Genomic DNA, 23164 nt, shown 5'->3' on the forward strand with positions numbered 1-23164 from the left:
TGAGCCGCTACTTCTTCGCCAGTTTCTTCTTTGCGACGTAGTTCTCTCGATCGTTGTAGGCGACGGCGACTGCCTTTCCTGTCTTGTCCGAGATGCGTTTGAGATAGTTGTCCATGTGATGATCGGCGAGATCAGCTCGTCCGAGCGAGCGTCCCAGTTCTCCTTGCGAGATACGATCGGCATCGTGGGTAGGCAGGAAGACGTAATGCGGACCCTCCAGCAGGATTACCTCCGGTCCTGCATGTTCGTAGATGCCGTGAGCACGGTTGACGATGGTCGTCGGCGGCAGCATCGGCACGATGTCGTTTTCGTCCACGACGCGGGTCAGATTCAGGAACCCGAGCTTTTCAACCCCGGCGGTGGTCGTGAACTTCGGTTGCCCGAAAGTCACCACCTTCGAAACATCGTAGCCGTCCTCGGTAAGATAGATGGCGATCAGCACGGCAATCGCGCCGCCAAGGGAATGGCCGGTGACATAGGTTTTGTAGCCGGATTTCAGATACGGCTTCATGTCCGCGTAGAGTAGCCTCGCCGTGTCGTCGAAACCCACATGCACCGGAATGGCGATCGCCAGATCGACGCGGATCCTCATCTCCACGTCTTCCAGCACATTCTTGCGGTTCGCCGTTCCACGAACAGCGATGTACTGAACCTTCGCCTTGTCGTTGCGCTCGATAAAGTACTGCGCTTCGGTCTTGTCGGGCGAACTGACACGGACTGTGGCCGGGTACTTGCCGCGAATGGCAGACTCGTCGGCATAGGCGGTCTTCGAGCGTTCGGCATACGCGCCGAGTTCGACGAAATCGACGTTTGCGGGCGTGACGGACGAACCCAGCAGGTTCAGTTCCTGCTTGGAAATGGTCGTGCACGCTGTGAGCGCCAGCATCAAAACGGCAATGGTCGCCGATAAGCGATATCTCATGCGCCACCTTGCGGTATTAACCGCGAAACCCGGACCTCTCCGATGGATAGCACAGCTTTGTTAAGGAGCAATCACAGCTCAGGCTGCAAAAACGTCGATCGGCGGCTCTCTAGCCCTGCCAGACGCCTTCTTTCCGGAGATCGTCCATAGTGCGCGAAATGCCTTCGCGCAGGATGCCGACGAGGTCGTCCACCTGTTCCTTCGTGATCACCAGAGGCGGGCTCATCACACACATGTTGATGAGCGGGCGCACCAGCAGGCCGAGTTCGTGGCAATGCTGGTCAATTCGCTTGCCGACGTCCTTGTCGAGTTGCAGCGGATCGTTGCTCTCACGATCCGCGACGCATTCGACGCAGCCCATCAGCCCCTCGCCGCGCACTTCGCCGACTAGCGGCAGTTCTTCCAGCGTCTTGAGGCGGGCCTGAAAATAGGGGCCCACCTCGCGAGCATGGTCCAGCAATCCGCCTTCCAGCAGATCGAGGTTGGCCAGCGCCACCGCGCAGCCTATCGGATGACTCGTGTAGGTCAGGCCATGGCCGAACATCGCGTCCGGATGGTTCGAGCGGTTGAGATCCCTGAGCAGACGCTCCGAGAGCATGACCCCGCCGAGCGGGAAGTAGCCCGACGTGACGCCCTTGGCGAAGGTGATCATGTCCGGCTCGATGTCGAACAATTCCTGAGAAGCAAAGACATGACCGAGGCGACCGAACGCCGTTACCACTTCATCAGAGACGTAGAGGATTTCAAATTCGCGACAGATCTCGCGTATCCGCTTCAGGTAGTTTTTCGGCGGAACGATCACGCCGCCCGACGCCTGGATAGGCTCACCAACGAAGGCGCCGATCTTCTCTGCGCCGACCCGCTTCACCGTATCGCGGAACTCGTCGACGAGGAAATCCTCAAATGCCTGGAGCGTCATGCCCTTCGGCCTGCGGAACGGATCGGGTGAGGAAAGCTTGACCACGAGCGCGTCGACCGCATCCATCCAGTCGCGGTCGCGCGGCCGTCCGTTCAACGAACCGGACAGATAGGTCGAGCCGTGGTAGGCGCCGCCGCGCGAAAGGATCAGCTTCTTTTCTGGACGGCCGCGCACATTGTTGTAGAATTGCATGAAGCGCAGCGCGGTCTCCACCGCAGAGGAACCTCCGGTCGTGTAGAATACGTGGTTGAGGTCCCCCGGCGCGTAGGCTGCGATGCGTTTAGAGAGCTCAGCCGAGGGCGTGTTCATCGTGTACCAGGGCGTGTTGTAGGACAGCTCCATCGCCTGCGTGTACATGACGCGCGCCAGCTCCTCGCGGCGGTGGCCGGCATTGATGCACCACATGCCGGCCGGCCCATCGATCAGCTTCTTGCCATCGCCGTCGATCAGGTAGATGCCATCTCCCGATGTGACCAGCGTCCGCGCTTCCGCGCCCACGTCTCCGGCATAGGGCCAAGGTTGCACGAGATGGTTCTTCGCCATCTCGATGGCGTCAGCGGCCGCGTCCAAAGCCCCGGCGTCATGGAAATCCCTGACAGCAGCCATCTTTACTCTCCGTATGTTGATCTGCGGCACAAGTACCGGAAATCCAGCCTCGTTCCACATCATATTGAATGTCCGTTCAATCAATATCGCAGAAATAGCGCTTGCTTTCAATCGTACTCTGAGCAAGATGGCGCGAGAGCTGGCGAGTGGGACGGGAACTCCGCCGCCGGTCGGTCATTGGGACGACGCGACTGGCATGTCGGCGCAAAATCACGAATTGGATCAGCCGGAAACGCTTTGTAGCTGGCGCTGGACATCGCTTCGGTCCGCGCCCCGCTATCGCATGTCCCGATCCGGAGAACCGCTGCAATGACTGCGGCCGCGGAAGGGACTGACGCCACACCAGCCGCGGCACGCGGGCGGGGCAAAGCTCTTCTCCAAACCGAACAGGCGCAGGGCCTCGCACTTATCAGCCCAACCCTGCTTTACGCGCTGATACTGCTTGTCGTTCCGGTCGCGGTTGTCATCGCCTACAGTTTCTGGACCCAGGACTACCTGACCGTCGACCGTACATTCACGCTTGAGCAATACCGCATCGCGCTGGGCGAGCCGATCTACCGCGACCTCCTGCTGCGCTCGCTCTGGGTGTCGCTTCTGGTCAGCGTCTTTACCGTCTCGCTGGCCTACCCCATCGCCTATTACATTTCCTTCCACGGCGGGCGCCACAAGAGCCTGTGGCTCTTCCTCATCACCATCCCGTTCTGGACGAGCTACCTCCTGCGGGTGATGTCTTGGAAAGTGATCCTCGGCTACAACGGGGTGCTGAATTCCGGCCTGATGGGGCTCGGCATCATCGACGAGCCGTCGACCGCCCTGCTCTACAACACGTCGGCGGTCGTCATCACGCTGACACACGCCTGGGCCGCCTTCGCGGTGCTGCCAATCTTCGTGTCGCTGGAAAAGGTCGACCGCACGCTGATCGAGGCTGCGCGGGACCTCGGCGACGGGCCGGTTCGTTCCTTCCTGCGCGTGACACTGCCGCTGTCGCTGCCCGGCGTCATTTCGGCGCTGCTGATCGTCATGATCCCGACGGTGGGCGACTACGTCACGCCTAAGCTCGTCGGCGGCAAGGACGGCGTCATGATCGCCTCGGCGATCGAGACGCAGTTCAAGCGCGGCGGCAACTGGCCGCTTGGCTCGGCGCTTTCGGTCGTCACCATGACCGTCGTTACGATCATGGCGCTGGCTGTCGTCTTCATCATCCGGCAGGCAGGGAGGCGCGTCCGATGAAGCGCCTGCTTTCCCGCTGGCTGCCCGCCTATGCGTTCCTCTATATCGTCTTCCTTTACCTGCCGGTGATGTTCCTGCCGATCTTCTCGGTCAACGCCTCGCACGTACCGAAATTCCCGATGACCGGCTTCACATGGAAGTGGTACGAGGAACTGACACGGACCCCGGCTCTCCTCGACGCCGCTTGGAACAGCCTGATGGTCGGCGTCACGGCGTCCATCCTCGCGACCATCCTCGGCATCTGCGCGGCGCGCGCAATCACGCGCTACCGCTTTCCCGGCCGCACGGCGGCCTCGGGGCTGATCATGGCGCCGCTGGTGCTGCCGGAGATCATCCTCGCCGTCTCGCTCCTCATCGTCATGCTGTCGCTCGGACTGCAACTGTCCCTCTTCACCGTCGTGCTGGGACACGTCCTGATCTGCATCCCCTATTCCGTGACCGTGCTCAATGCAGGCTTCGAGGGATTTGACCGCAGCCTGGAGGAAGCCTCAGCCGACCTCGGCGAGACATCCTTCGGCACCTTCAGGCGGGTGACACTACCGATGGTTGCGCCGGCCATCATTTCGTCGCTTCTGGTATCCTTCACAATCTCGCTTGACGAGTTCATCATGGCCTTCTTCCTCGCAGGCACGGACGCAACGCTGCCGGTCTACATCTGGGGCCAGTTGCGCTTCGCCGCCAAGCTGCCGAGCGTGCTGGCGCTGGGTACGCTGCTGCTGGTCGGCTCGTTCATCCTTCTCACCGTCGCCGAAGTCTTGCGCCGCCGCGCCGAGCGCCGCGTCCACGGAGTGGCTGCCCATGCCTGAGTCCGCGCCCCAGCCAGAAGCCAAGTCCGAAACCAAGTCCGAAGCACGACCGATGATCGAGATTCGCGGCGTCACGCGCAGCTACGGCTCGTTCAAGGCGCTGGACGACGCCAACCTGACCATCCGCGAGGGAGAGTTCTTCTCGCTGCTCGGCCCGTCCGGCTGCGGCAAGACCACGCTGCTCAGGATGATCGCCGGCTTCGACAACCCGACCACCGGCTCGATCCATATCGACGGGCAGGCGATGGACGGCATTCCCGCCAACCGCCGCCCGACCAACATGGTGTTCCAGAGCTACGCCATCTTCCCGCATCTCAATGTCGAGCAGAACGTCGCCTATGGGCTGAAACGGCAGAAGCTCGGGGCCGACGAAGAGAAGCGCCGTGTCGAGGAAGCGCTCGGTCAGGTATCGCTGTCAGGCCTCGGCAAACGTGGCGCGACGGAACTTTCCGGCGGACAGCGCCAGCGTGTCGCACTGGCGCGCGCGCTGGTCATGCGGCCGAAGGTGCTGCTGCTCGACGAGCCGCTTTCGGCACTGGACAAGAAGCTGCGGGAGCAGATGCAGGTTGAGCTGCGCCGGCTGCAACAGGCGGTCGGCATCACTTTCATCCTTGTCACTCACGACCAGTATGAGGCGCTGGCGCTCTCCGACCGCATCGCTGTGATGTTCGGAGGCAAGATCGCGCAGGTCTCCTCGCCCAAGGAAATCTACCAGCGGCCGGTCAACCGCCAGGTCGCGGATTTCGTTGGCGGCATGAATTTCATGAAAGGTGACGTGGTGGTGGTCAACGGCTCCACGATCACGCTCGACACAAAGGGCTTCGGTCGCGTGAAGACCGACAAACCTGCCGGTTTCGCCGCGAACGGCCATACCACAGGAGGCCAGGCAACACTCGGCATCAGGCCGGAGCGGCTGCGTGTTCTGTGGGACGACGCCAAGGCAAGCCACGAAGTGGCAGGCAAGGTGGTCGAGCGGCATTACTTTGGCGAGATCACGCAACTCGTCGTCGAGGTTGCCGGCTTCGAAAAGCCGCTCTCCGTGACCGAGACCAACAATTTCGGTGCCGACGATCTTCCCGTCGGCGCTCAGATTCGTCTCGCCTACGATCCCGACGCGCTGGTGGCGATGGCGGATTAAGTAGCCGTCTTTAGGCCGACTTGTCCCCGGCTGGGACAGAACAGTTAACGGCTTACCGAATCTCAACCTCGCGGAACAGCGTCAGCCTGTTCACGTTAGTCGCACGCGCAACCAAGCCCACCAGATGTTGTGTGGAACAAACTAAGAAATCAGCCCGAACAGTGATTCGTCGCTGATTCGTTCCGCCTTTGGCCCGAACGTTAACGCCGTTAGGCGTCTCCGCCTCTGAAGGGGCAAGTTCCCGGTCCGAAAGATTAACGATTTCATAATGTTGTGAGGGAGGTGCGTATTCGTCGGGCCGCACCCGTTCTTCGCGTTAACCCTTTCGCCCGAACCGGAACGGAATCGAGCAGCGCATCGAAATTCCGATTCAGCATGTGGTGAAGGCCGAAGCGGCTCGATCAACATCTAGCGGCGAACAAAACCTGAATCATCGGGAGTCACTGATTCGTCGCTGATTCGTTCCAGACTCGTTCCAAGCCTTAACGCCAAGCCTGCACGCCGGGCAGTTTTTTGCTTTCGCTTCCGCGACCGAAATCCTATGTGTGCCTTGTACCGGCTGCTTTTCTCCGGCGGCTGGAAACTTGGCCAGCGCGACCGAAGCGGCCACCGACTGATACGAGCCAGGAAGGCCCGCCCTCCCTCCGATGCCCATCCACCTGAAGACGACCGAACCGCCGCGCGGACCTCTGGTTCTTTCCGGACGCGATGTGACCGCGGTGCTCGGCCCGACCAATACGGGCAAAACCCATCTCGCCATCGAGCGCATGGTGGCGCACGAGAGCGGCCTTATCGGCCTGCCGCTGAGGCTGCTTGCCCGCGAGGTTTACGGACGCGTCTGCGAGAAGGTAGGCGCGCACAGGGTGGCGCTGATCACCGGCGAGGAGAAGATCGTGCCGCCGGGCGCGCGCTACTCAGTCTGCACGGTCGAGGCCATGCCGCGCGAGACAGACGCCGCCTTCGTCGCGATCGACGAGGTACAGCTTGCCGGCGACTTCGAGCGGGGGCACATCTTCACCGACCGCATCCTGCACCTGCGCGGCAGGCAGGAAACGCTGCTGCTCGGCGCGGCGACCATGCGCGGCATTCTGGAGAAGCTGCTGAAGGGCATCTCCGTCGTCACACGCCCTCGCCTCTCTCATCTCGCCTATGCGGGGCAGAAAAAGCTGACCCGGCTGCCGTCGCGCTCGGCGATCGTCGCCTTCTCGGCCGACGAGGTCTACGCGATTGCCGAACTCGTGCGGCGCCAGCGCGGAGGCGCAGCCGTCGTGCTCGGCGCATTGTCTCCCCGCACCCGCAATGCCCAAGTCGAACTCTTCCAGTCGGGCGATGTTGAGTACCTCGTCGCCACCGACGCGATCGGCATGGGGCTCAATCTCGATCTCGACCATGTCGCCTTCGCGCAGAACCGGAAGTTCGACGGCTACCAGTTTCGCGATTTGTCGGCTGCCGAACTCGGTCAGATCGCAGGACGCGCCGGGCGCCACATGCGCGACGGCACGTTTGGCGTCACCGGCCAGGTGGACCCGCTCGACGACGAACTCGTCCACAAGATCGAGGCGCACGACTTCGATCCCGTGAAGGTCCTTCAGTGGCGTACGGTCGGCTTCGATTTTTCAACCGTGGAAGCCCTCAAGCGCTCGATCGACACGCCTGCCCCTGTGGAGGGGCTGACGCGCGCCCTGCCTGCTGTCGACCAGCAGGCGCTGGAACATCTGACACGCGATCCGTCGATACGAGACCTCGCCGTCGGACGTGCAAGGGTGGCGCTCCTCTGGGAAACATGCGCTCTCCCTGACTATCGCCGCATCGCGCCGGCACAGCACGCGGACCTGATCGCATCCATGTATGACGACCTCGCCCGCAAGGGTCACGTCGACGAGAATTACATGGCCGAGCAGGTGCGCCGCGCCGACTCCACTGAGGGCGACATCGACACGCTGTCCCAGCGCATCGCGCAGATCAGGACATGGACGTTCGTCTCCAACCGCCCGGGCTGGCTTGCCGATCCGACACACTGGCAGGAAAAGACGAGGGAAATCGAAGACAGATTGTCGGATGCGCTGCATGAAAGGTTGACGAAACGCTTCGTTGATCGCAGGACTTCCGTCCTTGTCCGCCGCCTCCGGGAAAACACTATGCTTGAAGCCGAAATCAGCCCGTCCGGGACGGTCCTTGTCGAGGGCCACCATGTCGGGGAATTGCAAGGCTTTCGGTTCACCGCCGACCAGAGCGCCAACGGCGAGGACGGCAAGGCCATTCGCACGGCCGCGCAGAAGGCGCTTGCAACTGAATTCGACGCACGCGCGGAACGTTTCTCGGCCTGCGCTAACGGCGACATCGCACTCGGCTCCGACGGCGTGCTGCGCTGGATCGGCGCGCCGATCGCGACGCTCACCGCCGGCGACGAGCCGCTGAAGCCGCGCGTCATCCTGCTCGCCGACGAACAGCTCACCGGCCCCGCCCGCGACAAGGTGGCGGCGCGCGCCGAGCGATTTGTCAATTTTCAAGTCGAGACACTGCTGAAGCCACTGGTCGACCTCAAGTCGGCCGACCAGATCACCGGCATCGGACGCGGCATCGCGTTCAGGCTGGTGGAAGAGTTCGGCCTCATCAACCGCCGCGAGATCGCGGAGGACGTGAAGTCGCTCGACCAGTCCGGCCGGGCGGCGCTGCGGCGTCTCGGCGTGCGCTTCGGGGCTTACCACGTCTTCGTGCCAGCGCTGATCAAGCCTGCGCCAGCGGGGCTGATCACCCTGCTATGGGCGCTCGGGAATGATGGCAAGGACAAGCCCGGATTTGGCGACGTGGTGCATGCGCTGGCTTCCGGACGCACCTCGGTTGTTGTCGACCCCACCTTCGACCGGACGTTCTACAAGCTGGCCGGTTTCCGCCCGCTCGGCCGCCGCGCGGTGCGCGTGGATATCCTCGAACGCCTTGCAGACCTGATCCGTCCCGCTCTGGCGTGGAAGGTAGGCGTCGGAGCGCGGCCCGACGGCGCCTATGACGGACAGAACTTCCTCGTGACGCCATCAATGATGTCCATCCTAGGCGCCAACGCCGAGGACATGGAGGAAATCCTCAAGGGGCTCGGCTATCGCGCCGAGCCGAAGCCTGCGGCCAACGTCAAGGCCAAGCTGGAAGCGCTCGACCAGGCGGCGCGCGAAGCGGCTGAGAAAGCTGAGGCCGAAAAGGCTGCAAAGGCGGCCGCCGAAGCGGAAGCCGTCACGAATACGTCCGAAGCCGCAACCGCTGCGCTCGAAATTCCAGAGGGCTCCGCAGAGGTCGCAGCGCGGGTTTCGACCGAAGGAGAGGTTGAGGCGGAAGCGCTGGCTCCCTCCCTCGTCGAGGGGGAGGTGTCGCCACCGGCGACGAAGGGGGTAGCCGGCGACGCGCTCGACGCAGTTTCTGCCGAACCGTCCTCAGAAGTCGAAGCTCCCGAAGCGGCGGACGCCGGTGCGGTTGAGGGCACCCCGCCCGAGCAGCCTTCGGCTGCCCACGCTCCCATCGAAGGTGAGGGTGACGCCGAGCCACCCGCAGAAGAGCCGAAACCCATCCTGCTCTGGCGCCCCGGCCGTTTCGACAGGCCAGCCGGTGGTCGTCGTCACGACAACCGCCCGCGACACGGTCGCGGCCCACAGGGTGAAGGCGAGACCGTAGGCGAACGCAATCAAGGCAGGCGCACCCCCTTCCAGGGACGGCGCGACGGCAAGGAAGGCGACAATCGGCCGAAATTCGACCGCTCCAAGGGGCGGCCGGAGCGTGAGGGAGGCCGTCCCGATTTCCGCAAGGGCAAACGCGAACAGGGGCGTGAAGAGGAACGCGGTCAGAAGCCCGCGCATCAGCAGCGCCCGCGCGAGGAGCGCCCCGCCAAGATCGATCCGCTTTCGCCCTTCGCCAAGCTCGCCGCCCTGCGCGACCAGCTCAAGAAGTAGATGGAAGGTACCACCCGCCAGCGCATCGACAAGTGGTTGTTCTTTGCGCGGGTGGTGAAATCGCGGTCGCTGGCGGCAAAGCTTGCCGTCGCCGGCAGGGTCCGCATCAATCGCGACAAGACGTCACAGGCATCCGACCTGGTGAAGCCCGGCGATATGCTCACCATTACGCTCGACCGGCGTATCCTCGTCTACAAGGTCATTTCGGGCGGGGTGCGACGCGGTCCGGCCGAGGAGGCGCGCAAACTGTTCGAGGATTTGTCGCCGCCCGCTGCCGCCAAGGAGGAAGCGCCGGTCAGTTTCATGCCCCCGTTGCGCGAGGCAGGCTCGGGCCGTCCCACCAAGCGTGAGCGGCGCGAAACAGATCGCCTCCGCCGACCCGACGATGAATAGCTCCACGGAGGCGGAGCGGGAAAACTGTTTAGTATTTGAGGGCGGGCGCAGAACGGTCAACCTTGCGTGCCCCAGGTAAACGGGATAACTGACCCAAAACTGTTGTAAATACGGGAAAATTCCCGGAGTCGAGCATGACCTACGTCGTCACGGACAACTGCATAAAGTGCAAATACACGGACTGCGTGGAGGTCTGTCCGGTGGACTGTTTCTATGAAGGCGAGAACATGCTCGTCATCCACCCGGATGAGTGCATCGACTGCGGCGTCTGCGAACCGGAATGCCCGGCCGACGCCATCAAGCCGGATACCGAGCCGGGACTGGAAAAGTGGCTCGAGATCAACACCGAATATGCGGTCAAATGGCCCAATCTGACCGTCAAGAAGGAACCCTTGGCCGAAGCCAAGGAGTTCGACGGGGTCGAGGGCAAATTTGAGAAATTCTTCTCGGTGGAGCCTGGAAACGGCGACTGATTTCCGCTGCGGAAGGCCGCTTCGAGACGTCGAAATCGGGAAGCACCCATTAACCAGTCCGCCTCGGACGGCTGATCGGTCTTGCTCGCTAATGCAGCAAATTGTTGATTCTTGCCGCTTTTTGTGCTAGGTGTAGCAAATATGCCAATGGCACAACGTCAATCAAGGCGCGCAAGCCCGAATCATTGAAAGGCGCAAGCTGACTGCGGACCAGAGTTTTCTGGGCCAGGCGGACGTATTGATGCGTCGCCGGTTTGGAACTGTCCCGCAACTGCGCTCGTTGGCCCTTTGCATTGGGTTGGCCTTCCAAGCCAGCCGCATCAGGTTTGCCGGACTTCCGGCTACCGCAACTAAGGAGTTCAGGGCGTAATGGCAACCACCACCCAGCAGAAAAAGTCGGCGCAGCGTCAGGGTTTCAAGACCGGCGAGTTTATCGTCTATCCGTCGCATGGCGTTGGCCAGATCGTCGCCATCGACGAGCAGGAAGTAGCCGGACACAAGCTCGAACTCTTTGTTATCGATTTCCAGAAAGACAAGATGCGGCTGAAGGTGCCGGTCGCCAAGGCGACCTCCATCGGCATGCGCAAGCTTTCCGAGACGGATTACGTCGACCGGGCGCTGAAGGTCGTTCAGGGCCGCGCTCGCGTGAAGCGCACCATGTGGTCGCGCCGCGCGCAGGAATATGACGCAAAGATCAATTCCGGCGATCTGATCTCGATCTCTGAAGTGGTGCGCGATCTCTATCGCGCCGACAACCAGCCGGAGCAGTCCTATTCCGAGCGCCAGCTTTATGAAGCAGCGCTCGACCGCATGGCTCGCGAGATCGCTGCCGTCAACAAGATGTCGGAGACTGAGGCCGTTCGCCTGATCGAGGCAAACCTTGCCAAGGGCCCAAAGCGCGGCGCCAAGGCCGACAACGAGGAAGCCGAGCAGGAAGAAGCTGCCTGATACTAGCTTTCCAGATCGAAACAATAAAAAGGCCGCCTCAAAGGCGGCCTTTTTATTGTGAGCCAGATGCAACGGCTTAAAATACAAAAGGGCCCCGCCACAGCGGAGCCCTTTTGCCAGAGAGTTGAAAAAATCAGATCGACAGACCGGCGTAACGGTTCTTGAACTTCGACAGGCGGCCACCGCGGTCGAGCAAGTTCTGCTGGCCACCGGTCCATGCCGGATGCGTGTTCGGATCGATGTCGAGGTTCAGCGTGTCGCCAGCCGCGCCATAGGTCGAACGCGTCTCGTAGCTGGTGCCGTCGGTCATCACGACGGTGATCGTGTGGTAGTCGGGATGGATCTTCTCTTTCATCGTCTCGTCCTTTGCCGACGCGTGTCGGCCAGTAGCCTGCGTCGATGCGTCTCTTTTGAAAAGTCAAAGCCGCAGCTATCACCCAGCCACGGCTTCTAAAACGGTTGGCGAGCCTATACATCAGCCGAAATTGAATCACAAGGCTACGATGCGCCGGGCATAGTGGCCCTGTGCGGACAAAGGAAACGCTGGAAAATGGCTTTCACGGCGAACGCCGCCGCCGACCAGTCAAGACAGGCCCTGCGGCCGCTTCGCTGCATCTTTCCGTATGTCCTGCTTTACCCGGTCCTTCTGATTGCAGCCCTCATCTCGTTAGCGGTCGCGGCAGCAACGACGCTGGCACTGCCGCTCGCAGTGCGCCGCATGATCGACCATGGCTTCACCAGCGCCGACACCACCTTCGTCGCCAACTACTTCTCCATGCTGATCGCCATCGCGGGCTTGCTCGCCCTGGCCTCGGCCTGCCGCTACTACTTCGTCATTACGCTCGGCGAGCGCGTCGTCGCGGACCTGCGCCGCGATGTGTTCTCGCACGTGACCACGCTGTCTCCCGCCTTCTTCGACGCCTCGCTTTCGGGCGAAATCGTCTCGCGGCTTGCGGCCGACACCACGCAGATCAAGTCCGCGGTCGGCGCAACCGCCTCAGTGGCGCTGCGTAACGTGATCCTAGGCCTCGGGGCGGTCGGCATGATGGTGGTGACAAGTCCAAAACTGTCAGGCCTCGTGCTCATCGCCATTCCGATCGTGGTGTTGCCGCTCGTCGCATTTGGAAGGTCGGTCCGTCGCAAGGCAAGGCAGGCGCAGGACACCCTGGCCGGTGCGACGGCCTACGCAAGCGAACAGATCTCGGCGGTCCGGACGCTACAGTCCTTCACCAACGAAAGCCTTGTCACGAAGCGCTTCGCCAAGTCAGTGGAAGCGGCTTTCGATGCGGCGCGCTCGTCCACGCTGGCGCGAGCGGCGCTGACCTTCTTTGCGATCTTCACGATTTTCACTTCGGTCGTCATGGTTCTGTGGTTCGGCTCGCAGGACGTCCTGACCGGGACGATGTCTGCCGGCGCGCTCGGGCAATTCCTGCTCTACTCGGTGTTCGCTGCAGGCGCCCTGGGAGCGCTTTCGGAAGTTTGGGGTGAGCTCTCGCAGGCGGCTGGCGCGGCCGAGCGCCTGACGGAAATCCTGGCTGAGCAACCGGCCATCGCACCGCCGGCGAACCCGAGGCCGCTGCCTGCGGACGGCCGGGGAGCCGTGGCATTCGACAGCGTCACCTTCGCCTACCCCGCGCGGCCAGATCTGCCGGCGCTGCACGATGTCAGCTTCCACATCGAACCCGGCGAGACGGTCGCGATCGTAGGACCTTCAGGTGCCGGCAAGAGCACGATCTTCTCGCTCCTGCTTCGCTTCTACGACCCCGACAGCGGCGTGATCGCCATCGACGGCGTCGACATCAGACAAGCCGATCCGCTCGCCGTTCGCTCGCGCATCGCCATCGTTCCGCAGGACGTGACCATCTTCGCGGCGAGCGTTCTCGACAACATCGCCTTTGGACGGCCGGGCGCGAGCAAGGCCGAGATCGAACAGGCGGCGAAAGATGCGCTTGCCGACGAATTCATCGACAGGCTGGAAAGCGGCTTTGAGACAGAGGTTGGCGAACGCGGCGTCACGCTTTCCGGCGGCCAGCGCCAGCGCATCGCGATCGCCCGCGCGATCCTGCGCAATGCGCCCATCCTGCTTCTGGACGAAGCCACCTCCGCGCTCGACGCCGGCAGCGAGACGCTGGTCCAGTCGGCGCTGGAACGGCTGATGCGCGACCGCACCACAATCGTCATCGCGCACCGGCTGGCAACCGTGCTCAGCGCCAACCGGATCCTCGTCATGGATGGCGGCCGCATCGTCGAGGAGGGAACGCACCAGAGCCTCGTGGCGAAGGGGGGTCTTTATGCGCGACTGGCAAAACTCCAGTTCGAAAGTGGCGCTAGCGCTTTTCGCGGCGCGGCGGAATAGACCACCCTACGCTTCCGCGTGCAGGTCGCGCGCGATCGGCGGTCCGACCTGAATGTCGCGGAAGCGTGCAGCAAACCCTGCACGCTGCGGTGAACAAGCCATCACGCCGACCTCGGCGTCCTTTGCCGGGAACGGGCAGAGGCGCGCCATCTGCCACGATGATCCGCCGATCGAGAACTGGACGCGAACCGCGTCGTCATGCCGGGTGAGCCGCACCGAAACAGGATCGCTCGGCTTCGCGTATGGCAGAGGGATGACAGACCAGTCGGAGACGCCGTTCGTCACCACCACGCTGAAATGCATGAGGCCGTCGGTGAACTCGATGCCGGTCTTGATCCACAGCGTTTCATCGATGCGCAGGAGCAGGCCGGCCTGGTCGTAGAGCGTCTGGTAGTCGCCAAGCACCACCGCTGACGCGGTGAAATCTCCCAAGACAGGTCGCAGGAAGGCGTGGCCATTGTCGCGGATGAAACCGTAGAAGGTTTCACGCCAGAAGTCCGTCTTGTCGCCTGTCCGGAACACAAGCGCCGAAGCGTCGCCCGTCCAGTCGTCAGGTTCGTTCAGCCAGCGATAGGCACCCTGCATCACACGTTCTCCTGCCGCCGGCATAGCTAGCAGATCGAGGCGCGAAGTCGATGCGAGGCAATCATGGCATCAGCCTTTTTTCGCCGTCTCCAAACGCTTCAGCCAATCCTTTCCGACGCCACGATCCCTGATGATCGGCAACGGATCGTAGCTGTCGAGTCGAGAGCACAGGCGATAGACCTCTAGCACTTCCGCCGGAAGCTCGCCGCGCTTGTAGAAATACATGGCTGCGGCGTAGCGCGTACGGCCGGACCAGGCTTCGCCGAGTGGCGTGGTAACGAGCTCCCACTGTTCCCGGGCTTCGTCATCGCCTTCCATTTCAGAAATCCGCCGGCGGATTGGCCGTGCGCCGGGCAAGCTTGACGAAGGGGCGTTCCACGACTTTCGCACGCTTCATCAGCTTTTCGTACTTCAGTTCGCGCAGCGCGTAGATCTCCACCCAGAGGTCATCGTTCACCGTATCGCCATAGGGACGGGACAGGCTGGCAATCGCGATGTTCCGCTTGGCCAGAGGCGACCAGCCGGCGGCGCTGACCAGTCCGACTTCCTTCTTCTTGTTGTGATAGACGATCGCGTGCTCGGCGGGAATGTTACCCTCGATCTCCAAGCCAACGAGGATATGCCCCAGCTTCCTGGCCTTGCGGGCGGTCTCGATGGCGCGCCTGCCGTTGAAATGGCCCTTCTTGAGATCGACCATGAAGCCGAGCCCGATCTCGTCGGGCATGCGGGCGCGATTGGCGCGGAGCGCGTGTTCGGCGGTCGTGAAATCGGCATTGGCGACGATCAACCCTGCCTCAAGGCGCGCACGGTTGAGCGCCGTATAGCCGATGGCGCGGATACCGCGCATTTGGCCTGCGTCCATGAGCCGGTCCCAGAGGCTGAGCGCAAGGTTTGCCGGAACGAAAAGCTCGTAGCCAAGATCGCCGGTGAAGCCGGTACGGGAGATGGTGACCGTTCCCCCCTGATGGTCGAAGCCGGCCAGATCGAAAATCTTGAGATGCTCGACGCCTTCGAAGCCGGCGTCGCGCAGGATGGCGAACGAGGTTGGCCCCTGCAACGCCAGCCCGGCGATTTCCTCGGTTTCCTCGACGACAGACACGTCATAGCCAATGGCTGAATCGAGCAGCCATGGAAGATGCCGCTCCTGGCAGCACAGACGAAAAGCATCTTGGGTCAGCCGGAACAGCGTGCCGTCGTCAAGCGCATGACCCTCGTCGTCGCACCAGGCGGTGTAGTGGACGCGACCGGGGCGCAGCTTCGAGACATCGCGCAAGGTGACGCGGTTGAGGAATGCCTCGGCATCCGGCCCCTGGATCAGGTATTTGACCATCGGCGAAATGTCGAAGAGCGCGGCCTGGCTGCGGATTGCGAAATATTCGAGCTCCTCGTCCCAAAGCGATGCAGGCGCGCGATAGCCTGCCCACGAATACCAATCGTTCTGCTTCATGAGCGCATCGATGCGCGGCTGAAACGGCGTATCGAGACGCAGCGTTCGGAAGTGACCGCGCGCCGCGATGCGCGCGGCGTACGGGGAGCTCGTCTTCTTTGCCGTCTTCGTCATGACTGGCGCTCCATGGCGATGATGCGCCGGGCTGCGTTGAGCCCGGGCGCTCCCGATACGCCGCCGCCCGGATGCGAGCCCGCGCCGCAAAGATAAAGCCCATCGATCGGCGTGGCATAGCCCTCCGCGCCGAATACCGGACGCGACATCAGCATCTGGTCCGCCTGCAGTTCGCCGTGGTGCCAATGGCCGCCGGGCATGCGGTAGCGGGCTTCGATGTCCACAGGCGTCAGCAGTTCGGTGTGACGGACCGTCTTGCCGATGCCCGGCGAATACTTTTCCAGCACGCCCATGATCGCGTTGAGAAACTTTGGCTTGCCGCTCTCCCAGCCTTCGCGCAGCCGATAAGGCGCATACTGCACAACAGCCGAAAGGACACAGGCGCCGTCCGGTGCAAGCGAGGGATCGGCAAGGCTTGGAAGCGTGATCTCAAGGACGGGTTCGGGCGAGAACTCACCATATTTGGAGGGATTGAAGGCGCGCTCCACATGATCCGTCGAGGGCGCGATGACCAGCCTTCCCTTGAGACCAACGGCATCAACACCCGCGAATTCGGGCGGGCGTTCAAGCGCCAGATGCAACTTGGCCGCATCGCCGTAGTTGCGGATATTGCTGATCTTGCGCACGAACCCGGTGTCGAGTTCGCGCGGGCCGACGAGGTCGAGGAAGGTTGTGGAGGGATCAGCTGCGGAAATGACCGTCGTCGCGGCAATCTCCCCTCCGTTTTCCAGAACGACACCTGTGGCACGTCCGTCCTCGACACGAATCTTTACGATCGGCGCTTCGGTCCGCAGGACTACTCCCGCCTTGGACGCAGCGCCCGCAATCGCGGCGACGACACTGCCCATGCCGCCCTTCGGCACGAGTTGGGCGCCCGGCGCGCCGCCGATCTCGCCGGCAAGGCGATAATAAAGGCCGAGCAGTGACGTCGGCGATCGCGGGCCTAGATGGCTGCCCAACACCGCGTCGAAAGCGAGCAGTCCCTTCAACCTGTTGTCTGTCAGTTGCTCGTCGAGCAGGTCGGCGACATTCATCAGGATGACACGCAGGAAATCGCGCATGTCTTCCTTGCCGAGCTTCTTCAGCGCCAACGCAGTCTGCCCGAGCGCGAAGGTCTCGGCCATCGACATCTTTCCGCGCAGGTCCGGAGGGCGACGCGACAGGAAGGGCTTCAGGATTCCGGCGTAGCGGATGAGCTGGGCGCGCAGGTCTTTCCATGCGGCCGCTTCCGAAACCGAGGCGCCGGCGAGTCCCGCACCGTAGGCGCCTGTCAGGGTCAGTGGGCCGTCCTTAGCCGACAAAGATGTCGACGGAACCAGCTCGGCAGGAGCGAACTTCAATCCATGCTTTTCGAGGTCCAGTTCCTTGACGACATCCGGGTGAAGCCGGTTGAGCAGATGCGCCACCGAGGACACGCGGAAGCCCGGCGCAAACTCATCGGTCCGGGCGCCTCCACCGAGTTCGGAAGCAGCTTCAAGAAGCAGGACCTTGCGGCCCGACTTGGCGAGAAGCGTCGCGCAGACAAGCCCGTTGTGCCCGCCGCCGATGACGACGACGTCATGCCTGGCGGTCCAGCGCGAAGCCACCTGCTGTTGAACATCAGATGACGTCATGGGCGGGGCTCATATGTCTGGTCGGCTTGGAAAGATCGCGCAGGATCTCGGCGGCGGCATTGCGGCCCGGCGCGCCCATGACGCCTCCCCCGGGATGGGTGGAGGAACCGCAGATGTAGAGGCCGCCGATCGGCGAGCGGTATTGGGCATAACCCTGTACAGGGCGGTTGAAGAGAAGCTGGTCGAAAGTCAGTTCACCCTGGAAGATGTTGCCTTCGGTCAAGCCGACTTCCGCTTCCAGTTCGCGCGGCGTGCGCACCTCCATGTGGAGGATGCGGTCGCGGAAGCCCGGCGAATAATCCGCGATCTGCGAGATCACCGTTTCGGCGAAGGCGTCGCGGTCGGCGTCCGTCCAGTCACGCCCCTCCACCTTGGGCGGGCAGTACTGCACGAAGCAGGACATGAAATGCTTGCCCGGCGGCGTCATGGTTGGATCGAGCGTGGTCGGGATCATCATGTCGAGGAACGGATCGGCCGACCAGCGCCCCGCCTTCCAGTCGTCATAGGCGCGCTCCATTCGTTCGACGGAATCGGTGAAATGCAGGTCGCCGCGAATCGACGGCGCGTCCTTAGGCAGAGCAGGGAATTCCGGCAGGGAATCCAAAGCAATGTTCACCTTGCCGGACGAGCCCCTGATCTTGAAGTTCTTCACACGGCGCAGGAAGACGTTGGGCAGTTCCTTTTCCTCGACGAGCTTGAGGAAGGTGCGCTTCACGTCGGCGTTGGAGATGACCAGCTTACCGCGAATTTCTTCGCCACCCGCGAGCACGATGCCGGTCGTCCGGCCATCCTTGACCAGAACCTTGTCCACCTCCGCGCCGGTGCGGATGGCGCCGCCGGACGCCTGGAAACTTTCGGACAGCGCCTTGGTAATCGCTCCCATGCCGCCGCGCGCATAGCCCCACGCGCCGACCGAGCCATCCACCTCGCCCATGTAATGGTGTAGCAGAACGTAAGCCGTACCGGGAGACATCGGACCCAGCGCCGTGCCGATGATGCCCGAGATCGAGAAATTCGCCTTGATGACGTCGGTCTCGAAATATTCGTCGAGGAATTCGGAGATCGACATTGTCCAGAAGCGGAGCGTCTCGGCCATCTGGCTTGGTCCGAGGTCGTAGAATTTCTTCGCGATATACATGAGTTCACCGACATCGCGCGGCTTCAGGCTCGTCGGGTCGGGCGCGGTGCGCATGAGCAGCGGCTGGATGAAACGGCACTGCCGCGTCACGTCGCGTGCGTAGCGATCATAGGCCTCGGCGTCGCGTTTCGAGAAGCGGGCGAACTCCCGGCGATGCGCGTCGTGGTCGCGGTAGTTGGCAAGGTAGTCGCCATCGCGTGTGAAGACCGCGCCGCCCTCATAGGCGATGACCTGCAACCCGAAGCGCGGCAGTTCGAGGTCGCGCATGATCTCGGGCCGGAACAGCGAACAGACATAGGAGCAGTTCGAATAGAGGAATCCGGGCGTCAGCGACCGGCTGACGGCCGCGCCGCCCACCCAGTCGTTCTTCTCGACCACCAGCACGTCCAGACCCGCCCTCTGCAGGTAGCAGGCGTTGACAAGTCCATTATGGCCGCCGCCGATGACGATAGCGTCCCAAGTCTTCATCGTGGTTCAATTCCCCGTCGGATGCCGCAAATCTGGCACGCAGCAGGCAAAGCTGTCCAGCCATTTTGAATGAATGTTCAACAAATGAGGTTGCATTTTCCTCTGGCGGGGATAGGGTTACGTCATGATCGCAAGCTCGATCCGGGCTTGCCGCTTGGGAATCGATCGATGATTGACACGCCGGACGCCGCGCCGGAATATGACGACGAGGCCATACGCTTCCTGGAGGCGCTGTGGGGCGACGGGTATCTGTCGCCGGGCGGCCCCGAAGAGGTGGACCGCGTGGTCGAAGGGCTCGACCTTCGGGGCAAGACGATCCTCGACGTCGGCTGCGGCTCAGGCGGGATAGCCCTGCATCTTGTCGAGGGCCATGGCGCGGCACATGCGACGGGATTCGATGTCGAACTGCCGGTCATCGTGGCCGCCCGATTGCGCGCACGAAAGCGGAAGCTGTCGGATCACGCCAGCTTCGTTCATGCGGCGCCGGGACCCCTTCCCTTCGCAGACGGCAGTTTCGACGTGGTGTTCTCCAAGGACGCGTTGCTGCATGTGCCGGACAAGGACGCGCTGTTTGCGGAAATCTTCCGTGTTCTGAAGCCGGGCGGCGTGTTCGCAGCCTCGAACTGGATGATCGGCCACGACAATGAGCCGTCGCCGGAGATGAAGGCCTATATCGCTGCCGAAGGACTGTCCTTCGCCATGGCATCGCCGGCACGCTACGCGGCCGCGATGAGGGGGGCCGGCTTCAAGAATGTCGAAACGCGCGACCGCAACCCCTGGTATCGCGACGTGGCGCGCAGAGAGCTGGAGCAGTTGAAAGGACCGCTCTACGACAAGGTGGCGGCAGCGGTCGGCGCGCCCTATGTAGACAAGAATATCAAGACCTGGGAGGCCATGCAGAAGGTGCTTAACTCGGGCGAACATCGCCCCACCCATCTGCGCGGCTGGAAGCCTCCAAAGTAGCTGGAACACGTGAACTATGACCGTCGAAACCCTGAAGCCGCCGACAGTCGAGACGGAGAAGCGCGGGCGGAAGGCCTCGAAGGAAACGCGACGCCATCAGCTTATCGAGGCGACGATCGATTCGCTCGCCAAACGCGGATTCGCCGAGACGACAATGGCCGATGTCGCCGACGGAGCCGGCCTATCCCGGGGCATCGTGAACTTTCACTTCGAAAGCAAAGAAAAGCTGCTCGTCGCCACGCTTCAATACATGGCCGACGAATATGCCGCACATTGGCGTTCGGCCCTGCTGAAGGCGGGTGACGATCCGGCGCGACAACTCGCGGTTCTGGTGGCGGCGGACTTCGACCGCGCCATCTGCAACAAGCGGAAGCTCGCCGCGTGGTGCGCTTTCTGGGGTGAAGCAAAGTCGCGACCGACCTATCAGGCGCTTTGCGGCGCCCGCGACCAGGCCTACCAGGACGTTTTCGTCGATATCTGCAGCAGGCTACAGGCGGACGGCAATTACGACTTTGATCCGCAGGGCACAGCCCTCGGCCTTTCGGCGATGCTGGAGGGCCTATGGCTGCGCCTGATGATGGGCACGGAAGATCTGACCCGGGAAAGCGCGCATCGCGCCGCAGCTGATTTTCTGGTGTCCGTCTTTCCGAAACATTTTTCGCGCGACGCGCCGGCGCTCATCCACGGCCGCATGACAACAACAACCAAAGGGGAATGATGATGAAAGCAAGGAAGAGCGGCATAGCAATCAGGCTCGCTATCGCAGCCGCACTACTCGGTTCGGCAGCGGCCGTTGCGACGGCGGAAGACAAGGATCTGGTGATCTTCGACTGGTCCGGCTACGAGGCGCCGGAATTCCATCCAGGCTATGTCGCGAAATATGGACAGTCGCCGACCTTCACCTTCTTCGGCGACGAGGACGAGGCATTCGAGAAAATCCGCGCAGGCTTCAAGACTGATCTCGCGCATCCCTGCTCGCAAAGTGTCGTGAAGTGGCGCGAGGCTGGCCTGCTGCAGCCGCTCGACACCTCGAAGATCACCGGCTGGAACGACCTCAACCCTGGCATCATGGCCATGAAGAACCTCGCCACGGACGCCAGCGGCGTTGCATGGTTCATGCCTTGGGATTGGGGCAACACGCTCCTGACCTACAACAGCGAGAAGGTCCGGGCCGAAGACATCAAGTCGCTCAAGATTCTGGCCGATCCGAAATACAAGGACCGCGTCTCCCTTCCCGACAATGTCGACGACGCCTATGCCCTGGGCTCGCTGGCCATTGGCCTGAAGGACTGGACGGGGATGACGGACGAGCAGTTCAAGCAGGCTTCGGACTTCCTGCGCGAAGTGCACAAGAACGTGCGGCTGTACTGGACCGACAACACCGATATCGTTCAGGCGCTGAGCGGCGGCGAGGTCGACGTCGCATGGGCGTGGAACGACGCGGCGGTGCAGTCGGCTTTGGCCGGCGCGCCGATCAAGAACACGCGCGACACCGCGGAAGGCCAGTCGACATGGGTCTGCGGCTACGTCCTGTTGAAGGATGCGCCCGGCAGCACCGAGAAGGCCTATGATTTCCTCAACTCGATCAACACCCCGGAAGTGGCCAGCTTCCTGCTGTCGGACTGGGGCTATGGTCATGCCGACGCCAAGTCCATGTCCACGATCGACCCTGAAGTGGTCAAGGCGCAAGGCTACGGCGATGTCGAGAAATTCGTCGACAAGACGCTGTTCCAGTCGCCGGTCCCGGCCGAGCTAAAGCAGAAGATGATCGAGGAATTCGAGAAGATAAAAGCCGGCTACTGATCCGGAAGAAGGAGCCGGCCGTGGCGAAAATCGTCGTGGTCGGCGCCGGCTTCTGTGGCCTGAGCGCCGCGCTGGCGCTCAGGCAGGCAGGCGCGGACGTCACGGTTCTCGAGGCGCGCGAGCGGGTTGGCGGTCGCGTCGAGGCCTATGCGAACGGTCTGGGCGAAATCATCGACACCGGTGGCCAGTTCATCTGCGACGACATGCCGGAGGTGATGAAGCGGGCGCGACACAATGGCGCCACGCTGGTCGAGTCGGACTTTTCCGGCAATTACGTCGCACAGCCTGAGACATCGCTCCAAGAGGCCGAGCGCGCTCGCGCCGGCTCGACGGCGTTACGCGAGCGCATGAATTCCCTGTCCCCTGACGACCCGTCGCTTTCGGGAATGACCGTCGCGGACTGGCTCACCCTTCAGGATGATCCAGACGAAGTCAAGGCGGCGTTCAGGACGATGATCGAAGGTCTGTGGTGTGTCAGCCTCGAGCTCATGCCGGCCTGGTATCTTATCGACAACGACAGGCGCATCACCAACGAGGTCGGCGAATTGCAATATTCGCTCGCCGGAACGATGCAGTCCTTGGCCGACCAACTGGCCGAGGAGCTTGGCGCGTCCGTGAGGCTGGCCGAGCCGGCGACCCGCATCGAACATGCGGACGGCGGCGTTCGCGTTCAGACCGACGTAGCCTGCTACGAAGCCGACGCAGTGCTGGTCGCGGTGCCGCCGATGACGGCGCAACGGATCGACTATCAGCCGCCGTTACCTCCACGGTTGGCGCAAGCCCTTGGCGCGTGGCAAAGCGGCGCCGTGATCAAGGTACTGGCGCGCTATGCAAGGCCGTTCTGGCGCGAAAAGGGCCTGAGCGGCATGGTCACGTGGCGCGAGCCGTCGGGACTGTTCGCCTTCGACAGCAGCAGGGATAGCAATCATGCGCAGCTCGCCTTCTTCATCGGGGGCCCGCTTGCGGTCGCGTGGAGCCGGTACGGCGAGCAGGCCATCCGCGATGCCGCGAAAGCGAAGCTTGTGATCGCGCTCGGACCTGAGGCCGGCGAGCCGCTCGACATGACCATCCGCAACTGGACCGACGACCGCTGGAGCGGCGGTGCCTATAGTGACGTGATCATCGACATGGCGGCACGCGACGCCGAAAGCGTCATCCGCGCAGGCGCTCCCCCGCTTTTCTTCGCCTCGTCGGAACTGTCGCCGTCCTTTCCCGGCTACATCGAAGGCGCGATCGTCGCTGGGCGACGGGCGACGACCGGAATCCTTTCCATGCTCGGCGATATCGACTGACTAGCGAGTCGGCAT

At 62.6% G+C, this 23164-nt stretch carries 20 protein-coding genes; 12 read left to right on the plus strand and 8 right to left on the minus strand.

What is annotated here, in order from left to right; genetic code table 11:
• Positions 1-7: 7 nt before the first annotated feature.
• Both ABMA32_RS14910 and ABMA32_RS14915 read right to left on the minus strand, forming a co-directional pair.
• A complete protein-coding gene (locus ABMA32_RS14910) occupies positions 8-922 on the minus strand; it encodes a lipase family protein (protein WP_349014531.1) in 915 nt (304 codons plus the stop codon).
• Positions 923-1031: 109 nt separating this feature from the next.
• Complete coding sequence (locus ABMA32_RS14915) at positions 1032-2447, minus strand: aminotransferase (RefSeq protein WP_349014532.1); 1416 nt, start codon at positions 2445-2447, stop codon at positions 1032-1034.
• 309 nt (positions 2448-2756) lie between these two features.
• Between ABMA32_RS14915 and ABMA32_RS14920 the strand changes: the two genes are divergently transcribed.
• The 7 genes from ABMA32_RS14920 to ABMA32_RS14950 all read left to right on the plus strand — a co-directional run bounded on the left by ABMA32_RS14920 (position 2757) and on the right by ABMA32_RS14950 (position 11370).
• Entirely contained in the window at positions 2757-3677 is a 921-nt protein-coding gene (locus ABMA32_RS14920; RefSeq protein ID WP_349014534.1) for an ABC transporter permease, read from the plus strand.
• On the plus strand, positions 3674-4483 hold the full coding sequence (locus ABMA32_RS14925; protein ID WP_349014535.1) for an ABC transporter permease: 810 nt from the start codon (positions 3674-3676) through the stop codon (positions 4481-4483). The genes ABMA32_RS14920 and ABMA32_RS14925 overlap by 4 nt, the downstream gene beginning before the upstream one ends.
• A 52-nt stretch (positions 4484-4535) precedes the next feature.
• Positions 4536-5621 (plus strand): ABC transporter ATP-binding protein, encoded by a 1086-nt coding sequence (locus ABMA32_RS14930; RefSeq protein WP_349014753.1) that lies wholly within the window; start codon positions 4536-4538, stop codon positions 5619-5621.
• 647 nt (positions 5622-6268) lie between these two features.
• Entirely contained in the window at positions 6269-9556 is a 3288-nt protein-coding gene (locus ABMA32_RS14935; protein WP_349014536.1) for a helicase-related protein, read from the plus strand.
• Positions 9557-9949: an RNA-binding S4 domain-containing protein gene (locus tag ABMA32_RS14940; RefSeq protein ID WP_349014537.1), complete on the plus strand. Its 393-nt coding sequence runs from the start codon at positions 9557-9559 to the stop codon at positions 9947-9949.
• A 134-nt stretch (positions 9950-10083) separates the two neighbouring features.
• Positions 10084-10422 (plus strand): ferredoxin FdxA, encoded by a 339-nt coding sequence (gene fdxA / locus ABMA32_RS14945; protein ID WP_349014538.1) that lies wholly within the window; start codon positions 10084-10086, stop codon positions 10420-10422.
• Positions 10423-10791: 369 nt separating this feature from the next.
• Complete coding sequence (locus ABMA32_RS14950; protein WP_292768962.1) at positions 10792-11370, plus strand: CarD family transcriptional regulator; 579 nt, start codon at positions 10792-10794, stop codon at positions 11368-11370.
• 133 nt (positions 11371-11503) lie between these two features.
• On the opposite strand, the gene rpmE is transcribed toward ABMA32_RS14950, so the two are convergent.
• Positions 11504-11725 carry a 50S ribosomal protein L31 gene (rpmE, locus tag ABMA32_RS14955; protein ID WP_292768964.1) on the minus strand — a complete coding sequence of 74 codons (222 nt, stop codon included), beginning with the start codon at positions 11723-11725 and terminating at the stop codon, positions 11504-11506.
• Positions 11726-11920: 195 nt separating this feature from the next.
• On the opposite strand from rpmE, the gene ABMA32_RS14960 reads away from it, so the two are divergent.
• Positions 11921-13726 (plus strand): ABC transporter transmembrane domain-containing protein, encoded by a 1806-nt coding sequence (locus tag ABMA32_RS14960; protein ID WP_349014539.1) that lies wholly within the window; start codon positions 11921-11923, stop codon positions 13724-13726.
• 6 nt (positions 13727-13732) lie between these two features.
• On the opposite strand, the gene ABMA32_RS14965 is transcribed toward ABMA32_RS14960, so the two are convergent.
• The 5 genes from ABMA32_RS14965 to ABMA32_RS14985 all read right to left on the minus strand — a co-directional run bounded on the left by ABMA32_RS14965 (position 13733) and on the right by ABMA32_RS14985 (position 19091).
• Positions 13733-14311 (minus strand): DUF1349 domain-containing protein, encoded by a 579-nt coding sequence (locus tag ABMA32_RS14965; RefSeq protein WP_349014540.1) that lies wholly within the window; start codon positions 14309-14311, stop codon positions 13733-13735.
• 69 nt (positions 14312-14380) lie between these two features.
• A complete protein-coding gene (locus ABMA32_RS14970) occupies positions 14381-14629 on the minus strand; it encodes a hypothetical protein (protein ID WP_349014541.1) in 249 nt (82 codons plus the stop codon).
• Position 14630: 1 nt separating this feature from the next.
• The gene (locus ABMA32_RS14975) at positions 14631-15872 is read right to left on the minus strand and encodes an aminomethyl transferase family protein (RefSeq protein ID WP_349014542.1); all 1242 of its coding nucleotides are present in this window, start codon (positions 15870-15872) and stop codon (positions 14631-14633) included.
• Positions 15869-17485, minus strand: a complete 1617-nt coding sequence (locus tag ABMA32_RS14980) for a phytoene desaturase family protein (protein WP_349014543.1) — start codon at positions 17483-17485, stop codon at positions 15869-15871. Before ABMA32_RS14980 ends, ABMA32_RS14975 begins: the two co-directional genes overlap by 4 nt.
• Positions 17472-19091 (minus strand): phytoene desaturase family protein, encoded by a 1620-nt coding sequence (locus ABMA32_RS14985; RefSeq protein WP_349014544.1) that lies wholly within the window; start codon positions 19089-19091, stop codon positions 17472-17474. Before ABMA32_RS14985 ends, ABMA32_RS14980 begins: the two co-directional genes overlap by 14 nt.
• Positions 19092-19259: 168 nt before the next feature.
• Here ABMA32_RS14985 and ABMA32_RS14990 point away from each other — a divergent pair, with 168 nt between their 5' ends.
• From ABMA32_RS14990 to ABMA32_RS15005, 4 genes are read left to right on the plus strand one after another with little or no spacing between them, the layout of a single operon-like run.
• A complete protein-coding gene (locus ABMA32_RS14990; protein WP_349014545.1) occupies positions 19260-20054 on the plus strand; it encodes a methyltransferase domain-containing protein in 795 nt (264 codons plus the stop codon).
• Positions 20055-20070: 16 nt separating this feature from the next.
• The gene (locus ABMA32_RS14995; protein WP_349014546.1) at positions 20071-20772 is read left to right on the plus strand and encodes a TetR family transcriptional regulator C-terminal domain-containing protein; all 702 of its coding nucleotides are present in this window, start codon (positions 20071-20073) and stop codon (positions 20770-20772) included.
• 2 nt (positions 20773-20774) lie between these two features.
• The gene (locus ABMA32_RS15000; RefSeq protein ID WP_349014754.1) at positions 20775-21857 is read left to right on the plus strand and encodes an extracellular solute-binding protein; all 1083 of its coding nucleotides are present in this window, start codon (positions 20775-20777) and stop codon (positions 21855-21857) included.
• Between the two features lie 20 nt (positions 21858-21877).
• Positions 21878-23149 carry a flavin monoamine oxidase family protein gene (locus ABMA32_RS15005; protein WP_349014547.1) on the plus strand — a complete coding sequence of 424 codons (1272 nt, stop codon included), beginning with the start codon at positions 21878-21880 and terminating at the stop codon, positions 23147-23149.
• Positions 23150-23164: the final 15 nt, after the last annotated feature.

The sequence above is a fragment of the Mesorhizobium quangtriensis genome, assembly GCF_040081925.1.
GTDB classification, from domain to species: Bacteria; Pseudomonadota; Alphaproteobacteria; order Rhizobiales; family Rhizobiaceae; genus Mesorhizobium_K; species Mesorhizobium_K quangtriensis.

Excerpts from the sequence above, each read along its gene's own strand:
- ABMA32_RS14910 (WP_349014531.1), bottom strand. The coding sequence starts at position 922 with ATGAGATATCGCTTATCGGCGACCATTGCCGTTTTGATGCTGGCGCTC.
- ABMA32_RS14915 (WP_349014532.1), bottom strand. The coding sequence starts at position 2,447 with ATGGCTGCTGTCAGGGATTTCCATGACGCCGGGGCTTTGGACGCGGCC.
- ABMA32_RS14920 (WP_349014534.1), top strand. The coding sequence starts at position 2,757 with ATGACTGCGGCCGCGGAAGGGACTGACGCCACACCAGCCGCGGCACGC.
- ABMA32_RS14925 (WP_349014535.1), top strand. The coding sequence starts at position 3,674 with ATGAAGCGCCTGCTTTCCCGCTGGCTGCCCGCCTATGCGTTCCTCTAT.
- ABMA32_RS14930 (WP_349014753.1), top strand. The coding sequence starts at position 4,536 with ATGATCGAGATTCGCGGCGTCACGCGCAGCTACGGCTCGTTCAAGGCG.
- ABMA32_RS14935 (WP_349014536.1), top strand. The coding sequence starts at position 6,269 with ATGCCCATCCACCTGAAGACGACCGAACCGCCGCGCGGACCTCTGGTT.
- ABMA32_RS14940 (WP_349014537.1), top strand. The coding sequence starts at position 9,557 with ATGGAAGGTACCACCCGCCAGCGCATCGACAAGTGGTTGTTCTTTGCG.
- fdxA (WP_349014538.1), top strand. The coding sequence starts at position 10,084 with ATGACCTACGTCGTCACGGACAACTGCATAAAGTGCAAATACACGGAC.
- ABMA32_RS14950 (WP_292768962.1), top strand. The coding sequence starts at position 10,792 with ATGGCAACCACCACCCAGCAGAAAAAGTCGGCGCAGCGTCAGGGTTTC.
- rpmE (WP_292768964.1), bottom strand. The coding sequence starts at position 11,725 with ATGAAAGAGAAGATCCATCCCGACTACCACACGATCACCGTCGTGATG.
- ABMA32_RS14960 (WP_349014539.1), top strand. The coding sequence starts at position 11,921 with ATGGCTTTCACGGCGAACGCCGCCGCCGACCAGTCAAGACAGGCCCTG.
- ABMA32_RS14965 (WP_349014540.1), bottom strand. The coding sequence starts at position 14,311 with ATGCAGGGTGCCTATCGCTGGCTGAACGAACCTGACGACTGGACGGGC.
- ABMA32_RS14970 (WP_349014541.1), bottom strand. The coding sequence starts at position 14,629 with ATGGAAGGCGATGACGAAGCCCGGGAACAGTGGGAGCTCGTTACCACG.
- ABMA32_RS14975 (WP_349014542.1), bottom strand. The coding sequence starts at position 15,872 with ATGACGAAGACGGCAAAGAAGACGAGCTCCCCGTACGCCGCGCGCATC.
- ABMA32_RS14980 (WP_349014543.1), bottom strand. The coding sequence starts at position 17,485 with ATGACGTCATCTGATGTTCAACAGCAGGTGGCTTCGCGCTGGACCGCC.
- ABMA32_RS14985 (WP_349014544.1), bottom strand. The coding sequence starts at position 19,091 with ATGAAGACTTGGGACGCTATCGTCATCGGCGGCGGCCATAATGGACTT.
- ABMA32_RS14990 (WP_349014545.1), top strand. The coding sequence starts at position 19,260 with ATGATTGACACGCCGGACGCCGCGCCGGAATATGACGACGAGGCCATA.
- ABMA32_RS14995 (WP_349014546.1), top strand. The coding sequence starts at position 20,071 with ATGACCGTCGAAACCCTGAAGCCGCCGACAGTCGAGACGGAGAAGCGC.
- ABMA32_RS15000 (WP_349014754.1), top strand. The coding sequence starts at position 20,775 with ATGAAAGCAAGGAAGAGCGGCATAGCAATCAGGCTCGCTATCGCAGCC.